This is a genomic window from Bremerella alba, assembly GCF_013618625.1.
In the GTDB taxonomy this organism is placed as follows: Bacteria; Planctomycetota; Planctomycetia; order Pirellulales; family Pirellulaceae; genus Bremerella; species Bremerella alba.
The window spans coordinates 145,424-166,572 of the sequence record NZ_JABRWO010000009.1 but is presented as its reverse complement, the minus strand read 5'-3'; the positions used below and the strand labels follow the sequence as shown (position 1 = coordinate 166,572).

General features: G+C 55.5%; 16 protein-coding genes. 7 read left to right on the top strand and 9 right to left on the bottom strand.

Annotated features, from left to right (window positions below; all coding sequences use genetic code 11):
• Positions 1–212 precede the first annotated feature (212 nt).
• From HOV93_RS16400 to mog, 4 genes are all read left to right on the top strand, one after another.
• Positions 213–1,481, top strand: coding sequence for an A24 family peptidase (locus HOV93_RS16400; RefSeq protein ID WP_207397608.1), 1,269 nt, complete (start codon positions 213–215; stop codon positions 1,479–1,481).
• Positions 1,482–1,545: 64 nt separating this feature from the next.
• The gene (locus tag HOV93_RS16395; protein ID WP_235990500.1) at positions 1,546–2,025 is read left to right on the top strand and encodes a 6-pyruvoyl trahydropterin synthase family protein; all 480 of its coding nucleotides are present in this window, start codon (positions 1,546–1,548) and stop codon (positions 2,023–2,025) included.
• Positions 2,026–2,037: 12 nt separating this feature from the next.
• Positions 2,038–2,226 (top strand): hypothetical protein, encoded by a 189-nt coding sequence (locus HOV93_RS16390; RefSeq protein WP_207397607.1) that lies wholly within the window; start codon positions 2,038–2,040, stop codon positions 2,224–2,226.
• Between the two features lie 20 nt (positions 2,227–2,246).
• Positions 2,247–2,786, top strand: a complete 540-nt coding sequence (mog, locus tag HOV93_RS16385) for a molybdopterin adenylyltransferase (protein ID WP_207397606.1) — start codon at positions 2,247–2,249, stop codon at positions 2,784–2,786.
• A 446-nt stretch (positions 2,787–3,232) separates the two neighbouring features.
• On the opposite strand, the gene HOV93_RS16380 is transcribed toward mog, so the two are convergent.
• From HOV93_RS16380 to HOV93_RS16370, 3 genes are all read right to left on the bottom strand, one after another.
• Complete coding sequence (locus tag HOV93_RS16380) at positions 3,233–6,697, bottom strand: hypothetical protein (RefSeq protein WP_207397605.1); 3,465 nt, start codon at positions 6,695–6,697, stop codon at positions 3,233–3,235.
• A 225-nt stretch (positions 6,698–6,922) separates the two neighbouring features.
• On the bottom strand, positions 6,923–8,614 hold the full coding sequence (ilvD, locus tag HOV93_RS16375) for a dihydroxy-acid dehydratase (RefSeq protein ID WP_207397604.1): 1,692 nt from the start codon (positions 8,612–8,614) through the stop codon (positions 6,923–6,925).
• A gap of 178 nt (positions 8,615–8,792) precedes the next feature.
• The gene (locus HOV93_RS16370; protein WP_207397603.1) at positions 8,793–9,239 is read right to left on the bottom strand and encodes an Hsp20/alpha crystallin family protein; all 447 of its coding nucleotides are present in this window, start codon (positions 9,237–9,239) and stop codon (positions 8,793–8,795) included.
• 523 nt (positions 9,240–9,762) lie between these two features.
• Between HOV93_RS16370 and HOV93_RS16365 the strand changes: the two genes are divergently transcribed.
• The 3 genes from HOV93_RS16365 to HOV93_RS16355 all read left to right on the top strand — a co-directional run bounded on the left by HOV93_RS16365 (position 9,763) and on the right by HOV93_RS16355 (position 12,353).
• Complete coding sequence (locus HOV93_RS16365; RefSeq protein WP_235990498.1) at positions 9,763–10,629, top strand: DUF1559 domain-containing protein; 867 nt, start codon at positions 9,763–9,765, stop codon at positions 10,627–10,629.
• A 28-nt stretch (positions 10,630–10,657) separates the two neighbouring features.
• Positions 10,658–11,098, top strand: a complete 441-nt coding sequence (locus HOV93_RS16360) for a hypothetical protein (RefSeq protein ID WP_207397601.1) — start codon at positions 10,658–10,660, stop codon at positions 11,096–11,098.
• Between the two features lie 583 nt (positions 11,099–11,681).
• Complete coding sequence (locus HOV93_RS16355; RefSeq protein ID WP_207397600.1) at positions 11,682–12,353, top strand: hypothetical protein; 672 nt, start codon at positions 11,682–11,684, stop codon at positions 12,351–12,353.
• 556 nt (positions 12,354–12,909) lie between these two features.
• Here the strand turns inward: HOV93_RS16355 and HOV93_RS16350 are convergent.
• From HOV93_RS16350 to HOV93_RS16325, 6 genes are all read right to left on the bottom strand, one after another.
• Positions 12,910–14,271 (bottom strand): DUF1552 domain-containing protein, encoded by a 1,362-nt coding sequence (locus HOV93_RS16350; protein WP_207397599.1) that lies wholly within the window; start codon positions 14,269–14,271, stop codon positions 12,910–12,912.
• A gap of 7 nt (positions 14,272–14,278) precedes the next feature.
• Positions 14,279–16,642 (bottom strand): DUF1592 domain-containing protein, encoded by a 2,364-nt coding sequence (locus HOV93_RS16345; RefSeq protein WP_207397598.1) that lies wholly within the window; start codon positions 16,640–16,642, stop codon positions 14,279–14,281.
• A gap of 345 nt (positions 16,643–16,987) precedes the next feature.
• Positions 16,988–18,454: a sulfatase gene (locus HOV93_RS16340; protein WP_207397597.1), complete on the bottom strand. Its 1,467-nt coding sequence runs from the start codon at positions 18,452–18,454 to the stop codon at positions 16,988–16,990.
• A 90-nt stretch (positions 18,455–18,544) separates the two neighbouring features.
• On the bottom strand, positions 18,545–19,705 hold the full coding sequence (locus HOV93_RS16335; protein ID WP_207397596.1) for an alpha/beta hydrolase fold domain-containing protein: 1,161 nt from the start codon (positions 19,703–19,705) through the stop codon (positions 18,545–18,547).
• 124 nt (positions 19,706–19,829) lie between these two features.
• Positions 19,830–20,096 carry a hypothetical protein gene (locus HOV93_RS16330; protein WP_207397595.1) on the bottom strand — a complete coding sequence of 89 codons (267 nt, stop codon included), beginning with the start codon at positions 20,094–20,096 and terminating at the stop codon, positions 19,830–19,832.
• Positions 20,097–20,108: 12 nt separating this feature from the next.
• Positions 20,109–21,137, bottom strand: coding sequence for an FAD:protein FMN transferase (locus tag HOV93_RS16325; protein WP_235990495.1), 1,029 nt, complete (start codon positions 21,135–21,137; stop codon positions 20,109–20,111).
• Positions 21,138–21,149 lie beyond the last annotated feature (12 nt).

Sequence of the window (21,149 nt, the reverse complement as noted above, 5' to 3'; positions counted from 1 at the left end):
TCCTCGAAATTTGAAGTTTGCGGGGAGCCGTTTGCCAAACTTTAATCCGCGACGGCGAAACCTATAGGTCGGCTGTCACTTTTTGCCTGACATCCGGCAAACGCCGCCCCATTACTGCAGATCCGTTCCGCTGGCCATACCCTGGGTTTTTTCCCTAAGTCGTTCTAAAATGGCCCCTTCCTTGTTGATCCATTTCCCCGGCAAAAAGCATCATGCCTCGCTCGCAAACTCGACTTAACTGGCTTCGCTACACGATTGCGGTTGTCGTGAGCCTGGGATTAGGCGCAGTTTTGGCCTGGCCGGCGTTCGAGATGCTATGGCTGGCTGGCTCGGAAGAAGACTTCATCAGCCGCCAGAATCGCCTCGACCAGGTGCAGTGGATTCAATCGATCCTGATCGCTGGCTTCCTCTACACGTGGTTCTTTTTCTTCGGAGCGACGGTCGGTAGCTTTTTGAACGTCGTTATCTGGCGGATGCCACGGGGCGAAACGGTCGTGTCTCGGCCGTCGCGGTGCCCCTTCTGCAGCACCCAGCTAAAGTGGAACGACAACGTCCCGGTGCTGGGCTGGATCATGCTGGGAGGACGCTGCCGAACCTGTCGGCTTCCCATATCGCCGCGATATCCCATCATTGAATCGGTCGTGGGGCTGATCTTTCTGCTTCTGCTGCAGTTTGAAGTCCTCAGCGGTGGCGGCAACTTACCCGGCATCGAAGCAGTACGGCTCAGTCATTCTCGCGCGATGCTGGAATTACAGTCTCCGCTACTTTCAATCTATGTCTTCCATTGTTATCTGTTCAGCCTGATGGTGTGCTGGGCCATGATCGCCTGGGATCGCTCGCGCATGCCGGTGACGCTTTGCTTGCTGGCCTATGGCGTCGGTTTCCTGGGGCCGATGATCTGGCCCAATCTCTACCCGGTGCGTTTCACCGAGATGGACCTGGGAAGCGTCGTCGATGCCGAGCGGCTCGAAGTCTTCCTATCGGTACTGTGCGGCGCTTTGGCCGGTGCCGTCTGGGGTGTGCTCATGTGGGTCTCGGTTTCCCGGCCTTCGGCTGACGATCGATCAGGCCGCCTGGGGATTCCCATCATGATGCTGGCTGCCGGGATGTTCTTCGGCTGGCAAGCGACGTTCGTCATAGCGGGGATTAGCTTACTAATGTCCGTGATCAGTTGGCCGGTCTTTAAACGCCTGGGACGAACCGATTTCGCGGGCGGCGTAGAACTGTCGATCTTGTTCAGCAGTTTTGTTTTTGTGCTCACCTGGAGGTTCTGGGATCACCCGCTGGGTATGACCGATCTGCCCAAGGCCGCCGTGTTTGGGGCCGTAGCGATACTGTTAGGATTGGTTCTGCGAAAGCTGACCTGGCGACCGACATTCGATTTACGCCGATATCAGCGTCCCTCAGAGATGACGGGTACAGAATCGCCCGAACTGCAAGTCCTTGCCTCGACCGGCACAATTCCAGAGAATAACCAATAGAAGAAGCATTTGGCCCCCACACTGGGTCGCCCAATCCTGGAAACTTGGTCCAGGGAGAATTGATATGAGCCTAAGCATTATGCGGCGCATCAAATTTTGCGCCGGACATCGACTTTACAAACATGGCGGGAAGTGCGAATTCTTTCATGGCCATAACTATATCGCCGACTTCCACGTCAGCGGAGACGAAGTAGACGACGTCGGCCGCGTGATCGACTTCGCCGAACTGAAACGCCTGTTCAAGGGTTGGATCGACGAGCACTGGGATCACGCGTTTATCTTGAACGAGGACGACGAAAACGGGATCACCGCCCTCAAACAGGTCGTGCCCTGCAAGATGTATATCTTGCCGAGCAACCCGACCGCCGAAAGCATGGCCACCTATTTGCTGGAAAAGGTCTGCCCCAAACTACTCAAAGGTACCGGGGTAACTTGCCGCAAGGTCGCCATTTGGGAAACAGAAGACAGTTTCGCTGAGGCCAGCCTCGATACAGGCGGCAACGTGCATTCGATCGCAGAATTATCCGAACCGATGGTATCGTAGGCGGTCATACCAATGCTACGTGGCCCTCTGCTGATGATCGTCTCGGTGATTTTCTCCGGTATGTTCTCTGCGATCGTGGCAAACCTCTGCGTCGAAAGTCTGGGAATGCTGGAAGGACATGCGATGGGTGTGATGTTTATCACCGGCATGGCGACGTTCCTGGGACTCACTTTCCTAATTTACTGGCTCGGCTACTACTAAGAGCGTCAAAGGATCTTTTCATGCCTAACACACCTGCCAAGATTGGAATCGTGACCGTTTCGGACCGTGCCTACCAAGGCGAATATGAAGACCGGGGCGGTCCGGCCATTCGCGAGTACCTGCAGCAGGTGATGGCCTCGCCCTGGGAAGCAGTGGCGAAAGTGATTCCCGACGAGCGAGAAGTTCTGAACCAAACGTTGATCGGCCTTTCCGACGATGTCGGCTGCTGCCTGATTATCACCACCGGCGGAACGGGCCCCGCCAAGCGTGACCTGACACCGGATGTCACCACCCAGGTCTGCGACAAGATCCTGCCGGGCTTCGGCGAACTGATGCGAAAGGTGAGCCTGGAAAAGGTACCTACCGCGATTCTTTCCCGGCAAACGGCCGGCCTCCGCGGCAACTCGCTGATCATCAATCTACCCGGCCAACCCAAGGCCATCGCCGAATGCCTGGACGCCGTCTTTCCGGCGATTCCGTACTGCATCGACCTGGTCGAAGGCCCTTACCTGGAAACGAATCCCGAGCGGATCGAAGCGTTCCGTCCTCAGAAGAAGTAATACCTCTGAGCACCGTCCCCAGAGGATTCTACGAACTTCGAGATAGGCGTGAGGGATGGCAATAAATCCCCCCACCTCACAGCGATCGCCCCTTTTGGGCTCTCTCCGTCCTAAGTGCCGGAGGCCCGGCCAAAAATAGCCCGGCGGCGAAAGCCCCTGGTATCGGCATGGAAATAAACGCAAGCCCTGAAAGCGCGACCGAATCTAAACTATTGTTTCTTCGGTCGCCCTTTCAGGGCTCATTTTCTTATTTGACGTTTACCAGGGGCTTTCGCACCCTGCTATATTCGGTCGGCCTTTCAGGCCTTAGAGGTCGGCAATTAGAAAAAGAAAAACCCAGGTTGCGAACAACCTGGGTCTCTGTTTTGAATCTAAGCATCCGGCCCGTTACTTTGGGCAAACGCCTTTAGCGGATGCCTGGTTCACATGGCTGGACGAGCCAACTTTTACATTGGCTGGGCGCCGATGGCTCCGATCTGGCTTTGCAGGTACTCTGGAGCTTGCACCTTGGCCAGTTGTCGCTCGACGTATTGCTTGCGACGCTCAAGTTCCTGCTTTGCGTCTTCTTCCAAGTAAACGGACTCGGTAATGAAGTCTTCCAGAGATTTTATGTGACGCTGCCACAGCTCGATGTCACGCTGCTGTTTGGTCGTCAGACGTTCTTTGTACCAGTCGCTTTCCAGCAGCGACTCGCGGGTAAACAACGCACGAAATTCAGGATCGTGGACCGTTTTCCCTTCGTAGTTCCCTTCGGCCATGATCGCCAACAGGGCTTTCAGCGGTGGACAGGCTTCTTCGATCGAGCCATCTTCAAAGTAGCGTTTAGCAACGCGCTGCTGCACTTCGGCGATGTGCTTGATGCCGTCGACATAGGCTTCCATGTCTTGCGATTCCGGCTTCAAGATCGACTCGTCGAAAACCGACAGCGGATAGTCGAACACGCGGCCAAAGAACATCCGCACGAAACCACGCGTAATGCGGTACCCGAGACGGCTGCCGGGGATGGTCTCGCCTTCATGCTCGAAATCTTCGATCCGCTCGAGCATTCGCTGACGAATGAGGAACTCGGGATCGCGTTCTTCCGGGGTTAGACGACACCAGACTTCAGGAATCAGCAGACTAACGTCATGATCGACGCGAACATTAGGACCGATGTGCCCTGCCGCCGTCGAGAAGCCACCTAGCCCGGTGAGGATGTAGCCCACCAAAGCTTGATTCAAGTCGGCCGTCGGACGCAGGCAATTGAACGGTCCCTTGGTGAGGGCCCCTTCACTACCGGCACCGGTGGTCGAAGGACTTTTACCGGTCAACGACGCGATAAAGTCCATGAACAGCTCAGGCAGTTCCTGGTAGTGGATCGGACCAAAGACGGCCAGACCGCGGATGCCGGCCTCTTTGTCTGGCGGATTGTTGCGACGTCCGCACAACACGGCCCCGACCGGCTGATAGAGCGGCTGGCTGGGCTTCAACTTGCGATACAATCGCGCCCCCATCTCACTCACGTATTTGGGCAGCGGATTCTCGAGATCAGGCCGCGTTTGCAAGTACCGCGGATTCTTCGTCGGAACGCCGTTGACCAAGCGAGGATTCGCCGAGCTGACGACATACTCGCTGTCTGACTCGAGGAAGTCGTTTAAGAACTTTTTCATCGGCGGCGTGAACGCATCGAAGTCAACCGCGTGGGTCGCCATCTGATCGACGTAGGCCTTGGTCAGGGGCTCGAAGTTCGAGACAAAGTTATTGGGCTTGGCCAGGTCGATTTCTGTCTTCTTGTCGAACCCGCGATGAACGGCGTCGTCGGGCCGTTGGAAGAGACGGTTCTCGCAGTTGATGGTGAACTTCGAGGAGATACCATCTCCCTGCGGTTCAAAGTTGTGCAGCTGAGCGTTAGGAACGATCACCGAAGCACTGATATCGTCCTCGGTTTGCACCTTGTCCGACGGCATGAAGTCTTGACGCAATTTGTAAGTTCGCCAGCGATTGCCCTTATTGAAACCAACCCGCAGGTAGGTTCCCACCAAGTGGCGATTGAGCACCTTCAATTCGTGGCCGGGGGCACCATTGACGATGTCGACGCCAAAATAGTCACGCCAGTTCTCACCCCATTCCGGCAACATCAGTCGCTTGATGATGAACACAATCGACGTGATATGATGCGGAACCGTGTTGAGCCAGGCGTTGTAATCGTCGGTATAGTCAACCGAAGGTGTGAGCAATTTGATCACACTACCAAGGGTACGATCAGCCGACAGCAGTGCCCGAGAGGGTCTGGCCGTGTAGTCGGGCCGTTTCGGCGAATCGGCCTTCCAACGGTTCGAGTAATCTTTCTGGAAGATCGCCTCGACCTCGTCCAGGTCCTTCTCGATATCGGAAACGAAAATCGGACCGTACAGCGTATAGTCGATCAGCGACTTGCTGATTTCGCTTTTGCCGCCACCACTGACTGTACATGGCTTGTGACAGAAAACGCCTTCGGCAGTGGAACCAACCAATCGCCAACTCGGGGCAGCCGGATGCTTTTCCATCCGAATCTTGTACCCGGACGGAGCGATATAGTACTGGTTGGGCAGCAGCGGCAGGCTGTGCTCTTTTCCGTCGCGTGTCCACTTGATGCACTGCTCGAGCATGGTCGCTCGGGCATCTTCCGGAATATAGAACACTTCCGGATGCAGCTTATCGATCCCGTAACCTTCCGGCTGGAAGTCGATCCAATCGCCATAGTCCTGCTTCACGTCGTCGATCGTGCGGCCGTTGTACTTCTGGCTGTTGACCTTGAACTCGTCGCCCAGATTCCAGCTGGTGTACGCGAGACAGCCGCCAGCGTGCTCTTCTTCGGTATCGCCGTAAAGATTGGCCGCATAGCTGATCTGCGTTTTGACTTCCTTCTTGCAATAGCCGTAGTAGTTGTCGGCGATCAAAGTGACCACCACGCCGCTGGCATCGCGACACGTCAACTTGAAGGCCATGCCGTCGTTGTACAGCTCGGAATCTTCCTTCCAGCACATCGAGTCGTTACGTTGACGCTCGGTGGCATCGTCCCAATGCGGAAGGCCCAGTTCCTTCTTGGTGAACGTTCCTAGGTGCGGAGCTAGAATCACGCAACCGGTGTGACCGGTCCAATGCTCGACATCGAGCGCCGCATTGTTCTTCGAGATGTACGGATCGCCTGCGTTGCCGAAAATTGTTTCGACAAAGTCCAGGTTGCTAACCAGCTGACCCGGTGCAAAGAAGCGGACTTCCATCGTTTTTTCGGGCGTGACGTCCGGAACTTCCGGACAGACAATCGGCCGCAACAATAGCGAAACAATGCCGTGCGCCGCCGTCTCTTGATCTGCCGTGAATGGCAGCAGCGTGTCCGACTCCGGTGGGTTCACTGCCACCTGGAACATCTTCATGAAGACTTCCCGCGGAACGACTCGCTTATCGCCTGCGATTGGCAAACCACCATCGGTAACGTGGAAGGTCCCCTTGGTGGTACGACGATCGTTGCGAGGGTTGTGCAGCACGCCGTTGGCGATGCGGAAGGATTCCACCAGTTCGCTCTTGAAGGACGAACGGTTCACCGGAATCGAAAGCTCGCGGGCCACACCGTGGCGTTCCAGAGTAAGCGACTTACGTGGCAGTCGTAGCGGCTTGCTGGGCTTCAGGTCTCGGAAATAACGCTCGAGAAACGCCTCGATGCGCTGATCGACCGGAGCAGGACGATCGTACAGCATTCGAGTTTTTTCGTGATAGTTGGCCAGCAGTCCCTTGGCTAAACCTGCGAATTCCACATCGCTCGCATCGAGCGCCGGGGGAAGTTCGTTAGCAATCAATTGCAAGTTGATGTAGCGAATCAATTCTTGCCGTTCCGATTTCGGATCGAAAACTTCACCCGGTTGGCGAATGCCAAGTGATTCTCGTAGGTCCATGCGTTGCACCAAGTGGATAGGGATCGCTTGTAAGAAGTTGTCTGGCCTGATCCTACCCAAGAATTTCCCGGTGGTCACGGGTCACCACACGCCTGACAACTCGTACGGAAAACGACACCACCTTAGACATCCAATAAGGGAGAAGGATTACAATGCGCACCAAAATTTTTCTACTCATCACACAGTAACGGCCGCATGCTTTGCCCCGATACCGGCCGGCAATGCTTACTCGGCTTCCACCAGAAATGCCTTGCTGACACAGCCATGGTTCGCCTGAGAAACGGTGGCTGCGAAGTCGGCCAGATAGCCTCGCGTGCGAGGAATCTCAGGTGCCGTCCACTCGCGGCGACGCTCGGCCAGCACGGCATCGTCCACGTGCAGCGTCAGGTTACCAGCCGTCAGATCGAACGAGATCTCGTCCCCATCTTCCACCAGGGCAATCGGCCCGCCAACGGCTGCTTCTGGGGCGCAGTGCACACCGATCGCTCCGTGCGAAACGCCAGAGACTCTGGTATCGGAAAGAAAAGCGACTTTGCCGTCCAGCTTGGGCGTCGCCAAGGCCGCAGTCGCGACCAACACTTCCGGCATCCCCGAGGCAACCGGTCCCAGGTAACGCAGCACAATCACGCTGCCAGGCTGGATCTCGTCACGTTCGACGGCTTCTACGACCTTTCTGGCGTCATCGAAACAAATGGCCGTGCCACGGAACGTTGGCTCCTTCATGCTGCTGACTTTGAACACAATCCCGCCGGGGGCCAGGTTGCCGAAACAGATTTGCATGTCGGCATACGGCTTGAAAGCTTTCTCGACCGGCACAATCAAATCCTGATCCCAGTCCATGTCCGGGACATCGGTCAGATTCTCGGCCATCGTCTTGCCGGTCACCGTGATACAGTCTCCCTCCAGCATTCCCTGCTGCAGGAGATACTTCAAAAACATGGGCGTGCCACCCAGCTTATACAGGTCGTACATCGTTCGCTTACCACGCGGGGCAAAGCTGCACAGCACCGGCGTCTCGCGGCAGATCTGCTGGATATCTTGCAGGTGGAAATCGACATGCGCCTCGCGCGCAAGCGCCAACAGATGCAGCACCCCGTTGGTTGAACCACCCATTGCGGCAACGGCCCGGGTGGCGTTGATCATCGACGCACGCGTGACAATATCGCGTGGCCGGATGTCTTCGGCCAACAAGCGTTTGACGTGCGTGCCGATCTCTTCGCATTCGGTGATCTTGCAAGGGTCTTCGGCCGGGTTGCTGCTGGAATAGGGAGCCGAAAGCCCCATCGCTTCCAAAGCAATGCCCCACGTATTAAACGACGCGGCAATCCCGCACCCGCCTGGGCCCGGGCAAGCAGTCCGCAAAATCTCTTCGGCCTCGGTTTGGGTCATCGCCCCGACACCGGCTGCGGCCTGCGAATCGTAGACATCGAGAATGGACGTATCTTGCCCCCGATGACATCCCGGCTTGATACTTCCGCCGTTGACAATCAGCCCCGGATAGTTCATCCGGGCCAACGCCATGGCAAAGCCGGGACCGTTCTTATCGCAGTTATGCATGCCGATCAGAAAATCGTAGCCATGCGAACTGGTCACGCATTCGGCCGCATTGGCAATCATATTGCGCGACGGCAGACTCGCGTTTCCCCCCTCGTGCCCCTGGGTGATGTTGTCGCTGACCGCTGGCGTACCAAACGGAAAACCGATGAGCCCTTCCTTTTCGCATCCTTGCTTGATGAGCGTCGCCAGGCGATACGCATGCACATTGCACAGGTTACCTTCCAAGAGGGGCACCCCAATCCCAACTTGCGGCTTATGGAAATCGTCTTCTTTGAACTGTAGCCCGTAGTAAAACGCGGTCACTCCACGCTGCCAGCCTTGGGTCAGATTGCGGCTATTCCAATTAAGCGGTCGGTCCATGAGAAGCATTTCCTGGGTTGGCAAAAACGGGGACGGTGGCAATCAAGTAGTATGGCGGGACGTGGGTCAAACCTCAACCTCCGCACCTCCACAGCAAGAAAAGGAGAACGCCGGCCGCCTCGAGGTAGGCGAACCGGCGTTTGCTCATCCAGAAAAATGCACGCTGAACTTGGGCAGCTTAGTTGCTCTTCACTTCAATCTTCCGCGGCTTGGCATGTTCCGACTTAGGGATCACGACCGAGAGCACGCCATTTTTGAAGTTGGCCGAAACGTTGTCTTCGTCGACCGGCGTACCCAGTTTGAGAACGCGTTCAAACTTTCCATAAACATGCTCGACCCGGTGCCATCGTCGATCCTCGGATTGCTCTTCGGTTTTACGCTCGCCCGAGATGGTGAGCTTACCATCGTGCAGTTCGACGTTCACGTCTTCTGCACCGAGCCCCGGAAGTTCCAAATCGACCTGATATTCGGCTTCTTTTTCCGAGATGTTCATGGCCGGAAGCCAGGCCCCGGATGCACTCTGACGCACCGGGCGAAAGAACGACTCGAACAAGTTGTCCATCTCGCTCGACCAATTGGCCAGGGGATGCGACTGCGACTCCGATTGGGATTGTGGGCGTACCATTTTGATCAACCTTTCCATAAACAGTTCCTACAGAAGTTGAAACAAACACTCACCAAGTTATTCGGGTTTGCAAACACGGTTTTTGTGGGTTTGAGTGTCTCACGCTAGGGAGACATTGGGGTTAAATGCAAGGAGTGTGCCAAATGCCCGGTAACGTTTCTCTAGACTTCGCAACACGCTATTTCTTAAGGATTTATGAAAGATCGAATTCTCTGGTAACGCTCGCAAGAGACTTTCAGCGATCTGCCAAAATGGCAACGCGTGTCATTTCGACAGTCCCATTAGCGGCGAGCAAGCGTCCCCTATCCATCGTTTTCGAAAACTTCGATTGCGACCCTTGACTATGGCCCGACACTCCCTTAAAAAAGAGTGCAACTGAGACTCAGTTTCATTTAGCACGCTAACTAGCTGAGTCCCTTCGCAGCCAGCGATCGCCTCTTGCGATGCCAGCCAACCCTAATGTCGGGGCCGCATGCCCCGCTCTAAGTCCTTCCCTGGTTGGTATTTACAAAGGTATTCTACGATGTCGACACGGTCGTCTCGCACTGCATTTACGTTGGTTGAGCTGTTGGTGGTCATTGCTATCATCGGTGTTTTGATCGCTCTTTTACTTCCTGCTGTTCAACAAGCTCGTGAAGCGGCCCGTCGCATGAGCTGCAGTAACAATTTGAAACAAGTCGGACTTGGCCTTCACAACTATCACGACACATATGGAGTTTTCCCAGCCGGCTCTCTTCCAACGTTTGTAAGTGGTCTCACTGCAATTCTTCCTTACTTGGAGCAAGGAAATACCTATGAAATCTACGATTTCAACCTTTCCTACAGTGACCCCTACAATCAAGACGTCGTTAAGCAGACGATCGACATTTATCTTTGCCCCTCGATGAACCTACCACGAGAAGTTCCCGATGGTCCTTGTGACGAGACTGGGGGCCCAAGCAGCTATCTCCTTTCAGAAGGTACAGGGTCTTACATGAATCCGAGTGACGGCCTGTTCGGATTGGAGTGGCCAGCTTACGGGTATAACAATAAGCCAATGGCGTTTCGTGACATCACGGATGGAACATCCCATACATTCGCTGCTGGCGAGGCAACGTACGATATGGAGGATTACCTCTGGCCAAGTTCATGCTCCGATAAAGCAGGTGAGTCAAAATGGGGGACGGCTCGATGGTGTGTTGGATATCCATCAATTTCTCTAGGAACGACAGAGAAGGAATTTGACGTACACACATCAGCCAATAAAGGCGGATATCAAAGTATGCATCCTGGTGGTGCCATGTTCCTTTACACGGATGGTTCGGTGCACTTCAAAGCGAGCACCATTGATCGCGACACTTACAACTACCTAGCGACTCGCGCAGGTGGCGAAGTAATCGACGAAAACTAATCCGGTAGCACATTGGGAAACATGGCAAATGGTTACCTTCATTAGAATCGTATTCGCTACATCCGTACTTTGTTTTTTGGGATGTAGCGAACAGACGGGTCCTCAGCGTCTAACGGCCAAGGGGAAGGTCTTCCTGGACGACTCCCCGGTTACGAACGCGACCATCATTTTTTCGCCACAAGGAGGTGGCGAAGGATCAGTGAAGGCGGCGGCATCAATAGTTGATGGCTCTTTTAGCTTCACGCCTAAGGATGGCCCAACAGCTGGAGCTTTTGATGTTCAAATAATAGCTGACGGAGCGGAATTCGAAGACGTTGCCGATAAGATGATCTCAGGGCAACGTGTCGCCATCAAGAAAGCTCAAATTCCAAAGGTCTATTCGAGCCCAGGCTCTCTCACTGCAAATGTGACGAAAGATGGGCCAAATGACTTTAACTTTGAACTTGAATCGAAACGTCGTCGGAGGTAACGGTTCATGCGTGCGTGGATCCTTTGGTCGATTTCAATGCTAATGGTAGCAACACTGGTATTCAGCGACTCGATCAAGCCAATTGTCGTGCCAGTGTCGCCCATATCGGACCCAACCCCTTCCCTAAACAACCAGACTCGAACGACTCAGCCAATCCTTTTTAGTTCAACGCCATCTCGGCATCGTAGTTCGTAAGCCAGGCACATCAGACCTTGCCCATGACAATAAAGGCCGCAGCGATACGCTGCGGCCTTTTTTTCATTAAATGATGTACAGGTGCAAAGTCCAACGCATCTACTTGCCGTCATTTCAAGCCCCAACGCAACTAATTTCAAAAAATTTTGACGCGAGCACTATACATAGGCACACCCAGGCAGGTATACATAACTCTTGCACGGGGACCTCTTCCCCAACCGCCATTTCTATTTATCGGTGCGATACTGGCCTCTGGCCACTGTCTTGATGCCTCGTTCTGCTTGGCTAACCAATTCGCATTTCGCACCTGCTAATGGCACGCGTCAGAGACACTCTTATTTGTATTTACCACTTTCACCACGGACACCTTTTGCCCCCTCGGATTCCTATGTCAGAAACCAACGCACAACCCGATCGCCACGGATCGCTCTCGAAAGAGAACGCTCCGTGGGTGGTCGTGCGCGCTGACAAGGCAGTCCTTTGCTCAGGCTGCGGAGTGCAGGTGAAAGTACCGGCCGAGGTCGTGGGGCGAAGGGTTCTTGTGGTCGATCAATCTCCGCAAGATAAACCTGTCGACGTCACCATACCGCAGGCCGACGATCTGCCGGTCGAACCCTCCACGCCGGATCTGCCGGCTGCGGACGTTTCGCCCCGCAAGGCAAACGTCCGCAAGGCCACGGCCAAGCCCCGAAGAATCGACGGGCTCCGGCTGCCGTCTGCCGCAGAAATGGAACGCGGGTTCGCGTGGGTCTCGTTTCATCTCAAGCTGCTCGGCCTGCAAGGCAGTGAGTTTAAGCGGCTGCAGAAGCTGTTCCGCAGACATCGTCGCAGGGAACAGCTCGCCCCGAGTTCACCCTGCCCCTGCCAAGAACGACCAGGCAGCACGATCAAGAACGCCCCCACTTACCAGGCACCCCACGCACGTCCGCGTGGACATGCGAATAAGGTCCCTGCCATCAAAGTGGTTGGCCAGCCCAACCATGAAGTGCGAAGCTATGCCCACGCAGACGTGGGCATGGCACCTGAGTTGAATAACGCGAACGAACGAGGGCCGCCGTGACCCAGCGGCCGGGACTCAGGGGCCGTCTTCAAGCGACCGTGTCCCAAAAGCTATGACTCAGCAGCCATAACATCGCACGCCTGAAGTAGTGGCACGCCTACAACCTCTTGTCCCCTCTCCCTCGCAGGGAGAGGGCTAGGGTGAGGGTTTGTTGAGCAATGCGTGACAAAGTGTGCAAGAATCGTTTCGAGTGTGATCGAAACTCCCATCGCGCGTGCGCTAAACTCACAGCCCCAAAGGGGCGACCGTTAATAGCCAGGTGGCGGAATCCCCTGGAAAGATGTTCAACAATGACGTCTTAGGCCCTGAAAGGGCGGCCGAATCGAACATTCATTCGGTCGCCCTTTCAGGGCTTAAAAATCGTTGACTATGATCGCTACCAGGGGCTTCGGCCCCTGGCTATTAACGACCGCCCCGTTGGGGCTTCAGAGAGACATCGTGGACAATGCGGGCTCTCTCCGATGACAACACCTAGCGATGGTGTTGGTGCGTTTCGCTGCGCGCACCCTCCGAGATATTTCGGAGGGTGCAGCGATAGACGTTCGCGGGCGAGCGATTAAGTCAGCCCGGTCAAAGGACCGTCGCCGCAATAGTCGGGGTTACCGAAGGTCTTTTGTGGGTAGCCCATTGCTTCGCAGATGTTCAGCAACAAGCGGTTATGGGCGACCTTCTTGAAGTCGATTGCCTGACCCATTTTCAAACCTAAGCCGCCACCAACCAGGACGAAAGGAATGTCGTTATGCGTATGGGAATTCCCCTTACCCAGTTCGTTCGTCCAAACGATGGTGGTGTTGTCGAGCATGCTGCCGTTTCCGCCGGGCTCGGGAGTTTCGGCCAGCCGCTTGGCTAGATGCGCGACCTGTTCGCAGTACCACGTGTTGATCTTGATCAGCTTTTCGTAGGCTTCCTCGTTGCTGTCAGGCTCGTGCGACAGACCGTGGTGCCCTTCCTCGATACCCAACCACTTCATCTTCGGCTGACCGACGCTGTTGGTAATCTGCAACGACGCAATCCGGTTCATGTCGTGGACGAAACCGTTGACCATCAACTCGATCTGCATCTTGGTGATCTGCGGAATGTTGTCGTTGTCTTCACGAACGTTCGGCGGAAGTTCGGGAATCGCATGATCGAGTTCGGCTCGTTCATCTTCCGACTGCTCAGCGTTTTGTTTCTGCTGCTGCGCCATCTCGGCCTGCAATTCCAACTCGACCTTTCGCACCATTTGCATGTGCGTATCCAGCAGCTGGCGATCTTCGACGCTGATCAGCTTTTCGACCTTTTTGAAGTCGTCGGTCAGATCGTCGAGCACGCTGGCGAGCATGGCCCGGTTCTTGGCCTGGCCGTACATTTTATCGAACATTTGATAGGGGTCGTCGATCGGAGCGACCGGCTGATTGGGTCCCGCGTACGACCAACGCGTCCAGGTGTCGGCCCGGTCTGGGACCATCACACCGAATTCCAACGAACCAAAACGCGTCTGCGTGTCGGCGTTGGCCTGCAGTTGGTTTTTCAGGTACTGGTCGACCGAAATGCCCATGGCCCAACCGGCCGGCGTATCGGACCCGCCTTGGACGTCGCCGGGGAACAGCTCGATACCGGTGAGCAAGCAGCCCATCCCGCGCATGTGACCGTCGCCGTCGCCCTTGATCAAGTTGCCGATACCTTTGATGGTCATCGTCTGCTGCTTGAAGGACTCGAGCGGCTTAAGAATCCGCTGCATGTCGTAGTCGGAACCAAGCGTCTTGGGCCAGAAGTGATCGGGGATCACGCCGTTAGGACTGAAGATGAACACCAGACGTTTCTTTGGCGCAGCCTGCGACGCCCAGCCAAGGCTCGGCAGCCCGGCCAGCAGATTCGCGGCGGCAAAGCTAATACCGGTCTTCTGCAGAAAGTCACGTCGTGAAAGTTGATGCACCATTGTTAGTTCATCCTGCAATCTTGGCGTTGTGGGGTTCCATGGCCGCGATCACTGCGATCTCGACCAATAGGGCGCGGATGTTGTATCCACTATTTTTGAACTTTTCGGTCAGCTCGTCCAGTTTTTCGGGGCCATAGGCGGCCACCGGCTGTTTGACGAAGTGCTGAAAAGCTCGGCTGACGAAGGCCCGGTGGGCGTCGTCACTGGTGGCCAAAAACTGGGCCAAATCTTGTTCGTTTTGAAAGGTAACTTCTTGGTCATCACGCGTTATGTAACTACCCAAGGAATTGATCGGCTGGTCTTTTTCGATCTCGCGGAAACGCCCGACGGCGTCGAAACGTTCCAGCGTGAACCCCAACCCATTGATCCGCGTGTGGCAGACCTGGCAGCTGTCGGGGCTGGTTTGCAGTGCGACCCGCTCACGCGTTGTCAGATCGGGATGCAGATCAGGACTAAGCGGCGTGAACGCAGCATTGGGCGGACGCAGCGTTCGACCGAGCATGTACCGAATCAGAAACACACCACGGTGAATGGGCGACGAGGTGTCCGTGTAAGCCAACCCACTCATGAGGTAAGGATGGGTCAGCAAACCCAATCGATGTTCGCCCCCTTGGGCCGTCTTTCGCAACTGCTGAGGACCCGGACCGCGAGGCAGCTTGTCGGCTTCCCCCGGGGGAGCCTCTTCAGGCTTCCACTGGTCGCCGTAGAACTCGGCCATGCGATCGCTGGTGTAGGCCCAGTCGGCGGTAAACAGCTGGCGGTAATCGCTCTTCTCGCTCCAGACGATGTCGTCGAGGAATTGATCGAGCGAGGCCCGCATGTCGGCCAGCAGTTGTGGATCGAAGCCAGGGAAGCGGGCACTATCCTTGGTGATGTCCCCGAAATGGCTCACGTTAAGCCACTCGTGCAGCATCTCACGCGTCTTGCCGCGGGTCCGGAAGTCGTTGACCATCCGCCAGGCAGCTTCGCGGACTTGCTTTTCGTCCTGCAACTGATTGCGTTCGACCTTTTCGAGCAACCACTTGTCCGACGGAATCGAGTCGTAGAAGGTCAATGCCAAACGATTGGCAACCTTCTGCGAAGGCGAATCGATCGCATCGGTTTGCGGATAAAGAAACCGAGGAGACTTCAGGGTAATCAGCACGACACGCCGAATGGCTTCGTGATCGTCCGGAGTCTCGGCAATCTGCTGATTGATGTAAAGCTGCTTGGTTTCCTCCGAGAGCTTTGTGCGGAATGCGGTCTCGACGAACTCAGTCAGAAACGCTTTCAGGCGAGCACGGTTCTCTTCGGGAATCTTCTTGTTTCGCCGACTGTAATGGGGCCACAGCTCGTCGGCGGCAACAATGCCAAACTCGATCGCGGCCGACGTGGTGGAATCGTCCCATTGGCGATCGACGGCAATCCCTCGCTCGAAGCCGTAGCTGCGATCGTCAGGCGGCAACTTAGTTTGGAGCGAGTACGTTGGCTCGATCGTCCAAGGAATCAAATTTCGTTTGGGAATGAGCTGCTCGACACTATGAGGCGGAACCCACGAAAGCGAGATACTCGCCGGCGGCTGTTCGGTCTTCCGTTTTCGCTGAATGTAATCGATCTTAAACGGATAAGCGCGACCTGCTGTCAGCCGGACGACCTCGCGGAACTCGGTTTTGTCGCCGGACTGCACATGGTTGTCGATCAAGGTACGACCGAGCTTACCGAAATCCATAGTGAACGAAATGGTGCTTCGCACGATGATTTCATAGTCGCCCGTTTCCTCGGCGATGACGCTTCCGTTCCAGTGAACGTAGAACTCTTCCTTGCCGATCCCTTCGCCGGGACTTTCGTTCCCGAAATCGAAGTCGATGGTCGGATCGACGCGTTCGATTTTTTTGTTCTCGTCTTTCCAACGAGAGCCGGTGAAATAGATGCCCTTCACGCCCCGTTCGTCGGTGTAGCCGGGGACACCGTGAAAGTGGCTGTAAAGGTCGGCCAGGCTCTGACGGAGTTGGTTGCCGGTGAGACGTGCCAAGGTGATTTGCGGAGGACGGTTTCGGATCCGTGCCGCTTCGCTGTAAAACGCATAATGCATGAACGCCGCGACCGACTGGGCATCGGGTCCGACGCACGCTTCGGCGTCCCCTTCCGGCATGGTCTTGGTGATCTGGTGGGTAAGCTCGCCCAGGCTGGCGTCGCCGATCAGTGCCGATTCGTAAGCCCCGACGACGCCTTCTCCTTTTTCGCCGTGGCAATCAGCACACATCGAAAGGTAGATCTTCCGGCCCTTGTCGCGCAGAGCATCCTCGTCAGCCCAAACCATGGGGGCCGAACAGGCGAGCACCAACAGCGCAAGCGGCAGGGTGATGCGAACGAACTGAGAATGGAAAGTCATAGGCTCTTAGAGCATGCTTTGCAGAATTACAGACGGTTACCCGTTCGACGTTCCTTATGGAAACCAAACGACGTCGTACTACAAAAAGCTAGCAGGCGGGGAAGGAACATCAGGCGGGTTGTCCCACGGCAGGTCGGCTCTCTTGTTACATCGTCACCTAATACCGTAGGAATTCCTGAAATGATTCAGGTGTTTGTATTTTACACGAGAGTCGCCATGTAAGTCCAATAGGAAAACCCTTTGACAGCCATAACTTGCGGTCAATTCATCGCTCCCCTGACGGGTGGAATGGTGGTAGGTTTCCCTGGATATCAGCCTGATAGATTGGCAAAACAGCCGATCGAACTATTTTTTCCGCTTCCCCTTCCCCATTTTCACAGGGGCCGGGTCATATTTCGGGTTCGGCTGATTAGGCACCAGGGCCCCGACACTTGCGTGCCAGCGCAGTAAATCACCTAGCAGTTCGTCCCGTTTTTGGGGATGAGAAGCCGACAGATCGTGACGTTCGCCGATGTCTTCCCGCAGATTGTAAAGCTCGACAGCACCATTTTCAGGCAGCTTCGCCGCTCCTCCATCGAGCACCCACTCTTCGTGGAAGAGGTGCAGCTTCCAATGGTCTTTGTTGATGATCGTAACCGGCCGCGAACGAAAGCCAGTGCGAACATCCAACGGCCGTCCGCGTGTGACCGGCCTATCAAGATACCCAGGAAAATGCCAGAAGATCGCCGATCGCTCGAGCTGCCCCTGGCCGGTTAGCAGCGGCATCAGGCTTTCGCCATCCAAGCTTTTTCCTTTCGGCACCGAGACCCCAGCAGCAGCGAGGATGGTCGGAAAGAGATCGACTTGAATGACCGGCACATCAGACGTGCTGCCAGGCTGCACATTGCCAGGCCAACGAATGATCAACGGTTCGCGAATGCCCCCTTCGTAGTATCCACCTTTGTTGCCACGCAGCGGTTCTTGCGATGACCGGGGCGTCGAGCCATTATCGCTGGTGAAGATCACGATGGTCTTTTCGGCCAACTTCAACTCGTCGAGCTTTTTGAGAAGCCGTCCGACACTTTCGTCCAGGTCGTAGGTACACGCCGCGTACATGACCGACTTGTGGTTTTCGCCTTTGGGCTTGGCTTTAAACTTACTGACCGTTTGCGGTTGCCCTTGCAGCGGACCATGAATCGCATGATGCGGCAGGTAGCAAAAGAAAGGGCGATTGCGATTTTTCTCGATGAACGCACATGCTTTGTCGGTCAGCGTGAAGACCCCTTTGGGATCAGTAGGAGGCCCCTTCTTGTTGGTTTCGGTTCCTTCCTTTAGCTGGCCATCGCCGAACGAGTCGTACGTTTCGTCGAAGCCTTGCTGACGGGGCTTAGCGCCGTCCTTGCCAGCCAAATGCCATTTGCCGAAGTGACCGGTCGCGTAGCCTGCGTCCTGAAGTGCTTCGGCCAAGGTGTAGCTTTCCGGACTAAGGCCATCGCGATTGGGAATGGGGTCCAACCGCATCTCATTTTTGCGACCTCGGTCGGTGCTATAAACGGCATAGAGATGATGCCGCGGGGTGTACTGCCCTGAAAGAAGACAAGCGCGGCTCGGGGCGCAGTTTCCCGCGCACGCGTAAGCAGCCGAAAAGGTCATGCCTTGCTTGGCGAGTGAGTCGATGACCGGCGTTTCGTAGAAGTCGCTACCTTGATAGCCGACGTCCTTCCAGCCCAGATCATCGGCATAGATCAACACGATATTCGGCCGATCGCCCGCCAGTGACGGCGAAAGGATCGTCAAGCAAAACAACAAAGCGAAGAGCGTGGCGCGAAGCATGGAAATCTCTACAAAAAAGGCCGACTCGTCCTGTCTGACTTCGTCGGCCCAGTATAGTTCATCCCTCGTACGATTGCACGCAAGACTGTGTTATTCGCTACGGGGTCGTCGCTGTTGACGCTGCGGAGCGTCGATCGGCTTATCGCTCACTTCGACATCCTTGCCCAGTAGAACCTTATGCAAAAATGCCTCAACACGATCGTTGACTTCCTGGCCGCCGAACCCATGACCGGCCCCTTTCACGTGTACGAAGGTCGAGTCGACACCGGCCTTGGTCAAGGCCTCGTGAAAATCTACCGACTGCTGAAACGGAACCGTCGAATCGTCCGTGCCGTGCAGAATCAAAATCGGCGCGTCCCCCTTGGAAACATGAAATTGCGGCGAGGCGGACTTGGCGACTTCGACGTTCTCTTTCGCTGGGCCACCCAAGAGCTTGCTCTCAGGCGAGTCAGGACTATCGTGACGCTCGAACCCCTTCGGATCTCCCATCGTCAGCATGTTCGCCGGGCCGAAAAAGTTGACAACGCCAGCCACCTTTAGCGATTGATCGCTATGAGATCCCAGCTTTCCGTCTAACTCCGAAACATCGGCTGATACGCCTAGCATGGCCACGAGATGGCCCCCGGCGGAACTTCCCCACACGACGATCTTTTCGGGATCCCAGTTGTACTTTTCGGCATTCGCTTTCACCCACCGCAGACCGGCCTGACAGTCGTGAATCTGAGCTGGCCAACTCGCGACGTCGGTCAGACGATAACCAATCGAGACGGCCGCAAAGTCGCCACTGCGGACCAACGCCGTCGCGCGGTTAAGGAACGGACCGTGCGTTCCGCCTTGCCAGCCGCCACCGTGAATGAGCACGATGACCGGTAACGGTTTGTCCGTCGAAGGCTTTTCAGGCACCGCGACATCTAGCTTCTGACGATTGATTTTGCCATCGCCATAAGCAATGTCACGCGTAATCTTCACCCCGGTCACGTTGTCACCTGATTGGGATCGTTGGCCTGCACGCTGTCTTTGCATCTGGGCTCGTCGCTTTTCAAACGCATCGAATTCATCTTCACTGATACTACCGTCCGAATCCCGATCAATCAGACCGAACAAACGCTGAACACGCTCGGGGATCTCGTCTTTTTGGATCTTGCCATCCTGGTTGCGATCTAGCCGATCGAATGACGGTGCTTGAGCGAAGACACCGGAAGCGAACAAGATAATACCGAGAAGCGAAAGATGCCGCGATGAGCATTTCATGACCAGACCCTTAGGTGACAGTGCAACAATGCGAAAAGTTCAGGTTCTCTCGTTAAACCCGCGCACGCAATGCAAAGTTTCGCAAATGTCTCAAAAAGAGTCGCAGAAGGAAAACGCGCGGCCCTTACTGCGCGTGATGCGTCACTTCGTCTTCGACTTCCTGGTCGCCGTCAGTGGATGGTTCCTGACAACGCTCTTGCTCAGGAATTCCACTGCACGAAGGAGAAGGCTTGCTGCACGAATCGCAGATAGGATTGCCCACCGAGTCTTTAAAGTTGTTCAGCCCGCCACAGCTTCCCTTGATTTGACGGTTGCTGAGGATCACGCCGATCGCCATCGCAGCCAAAGCAATGGCAAAGACGCCGATGGTAATGAGCAACATATAAAGCATGGCTGAGTTCCTCTAATTCAATTGATACTGCTGCCAGGCAGTGGTGGCTTTGGTCTCGACGGTACCATCCTCTTTCCTCATTTGGAAAAGAACGGCCAGGTTATGCTCTTGTGCGAAATTATATCCTTCGACCGGTCCCAAGACCAAAAGTGCGGTGGCATAACCGTCGGCCATCATGCAACTATCGAAAAGGACACTCACCGAAGCCAAGTCGTGTTCGACCGGTCTGCCGGTCTGGGGATTGATGGTATGCGAGTAACGTCTGCCGTCGTGCTCGAAGAAATTGCGATAGTCGCCGGAAGTCGCCAGTCCCTTGTCGCGTAGTCCAACTATGAAATTGTACTGCCGGGCATCGTCGGCTGGCGTTTCGATTCCGATCTTCCATGGCTCGCCGTCGGGCTTGAGCCCGGCCGCGCGAACTTCGCCGCCGATCTCGACCATGAAGTCGGTGAAGCCTTCCTTTTGCAGCAAGTCGAATACCACGTCAACGCCATACCCTTTGGCAATCGCGGACAAGTCGACATAGACGTCGTCTTGAGTTTTGCGAATCGCCGGTGGATCTGCCTGCACTTCGACTTGCTGATAACCCACCAGCTTGCCGGCGTCGTCAATCTCTTGATCGGTCGGAAACTCTTGACGCTGTTTGTCCGGGCCAAACCGCCAGAGGTTTACCGCCGGTCCGACCGTCACGTCGAAAGCTCCGTCGGTGGCATCGCTGATCTGCCGGGCAGCATGAATGACTTCGATCAGTTCGAGCGAAACCGGGAACCACTCGTTGGCCGGAGAGCCGTTGAAGCGAGACAGTTCCGAGTCGGGATCGTAGGTCGACATCTGGCGATTCACTTGAACCAGAAGTTGATCGACCTTTGCCTGCAGTTGGGTCAGCCGCTGGGGCCCCTGCGGACCGGTAACCGCACGAACGTGATACGTGGTGCCCATCGTCTGACCTTCGATGGTCGAGATGGGGTCCGGCGGTGCCGCTTGTTGGCATCCAAGGAAAACGGCCAGCCATAAAAGGCTGGCCGTGATGGTGTTTTGCATGATCGTTGCGAG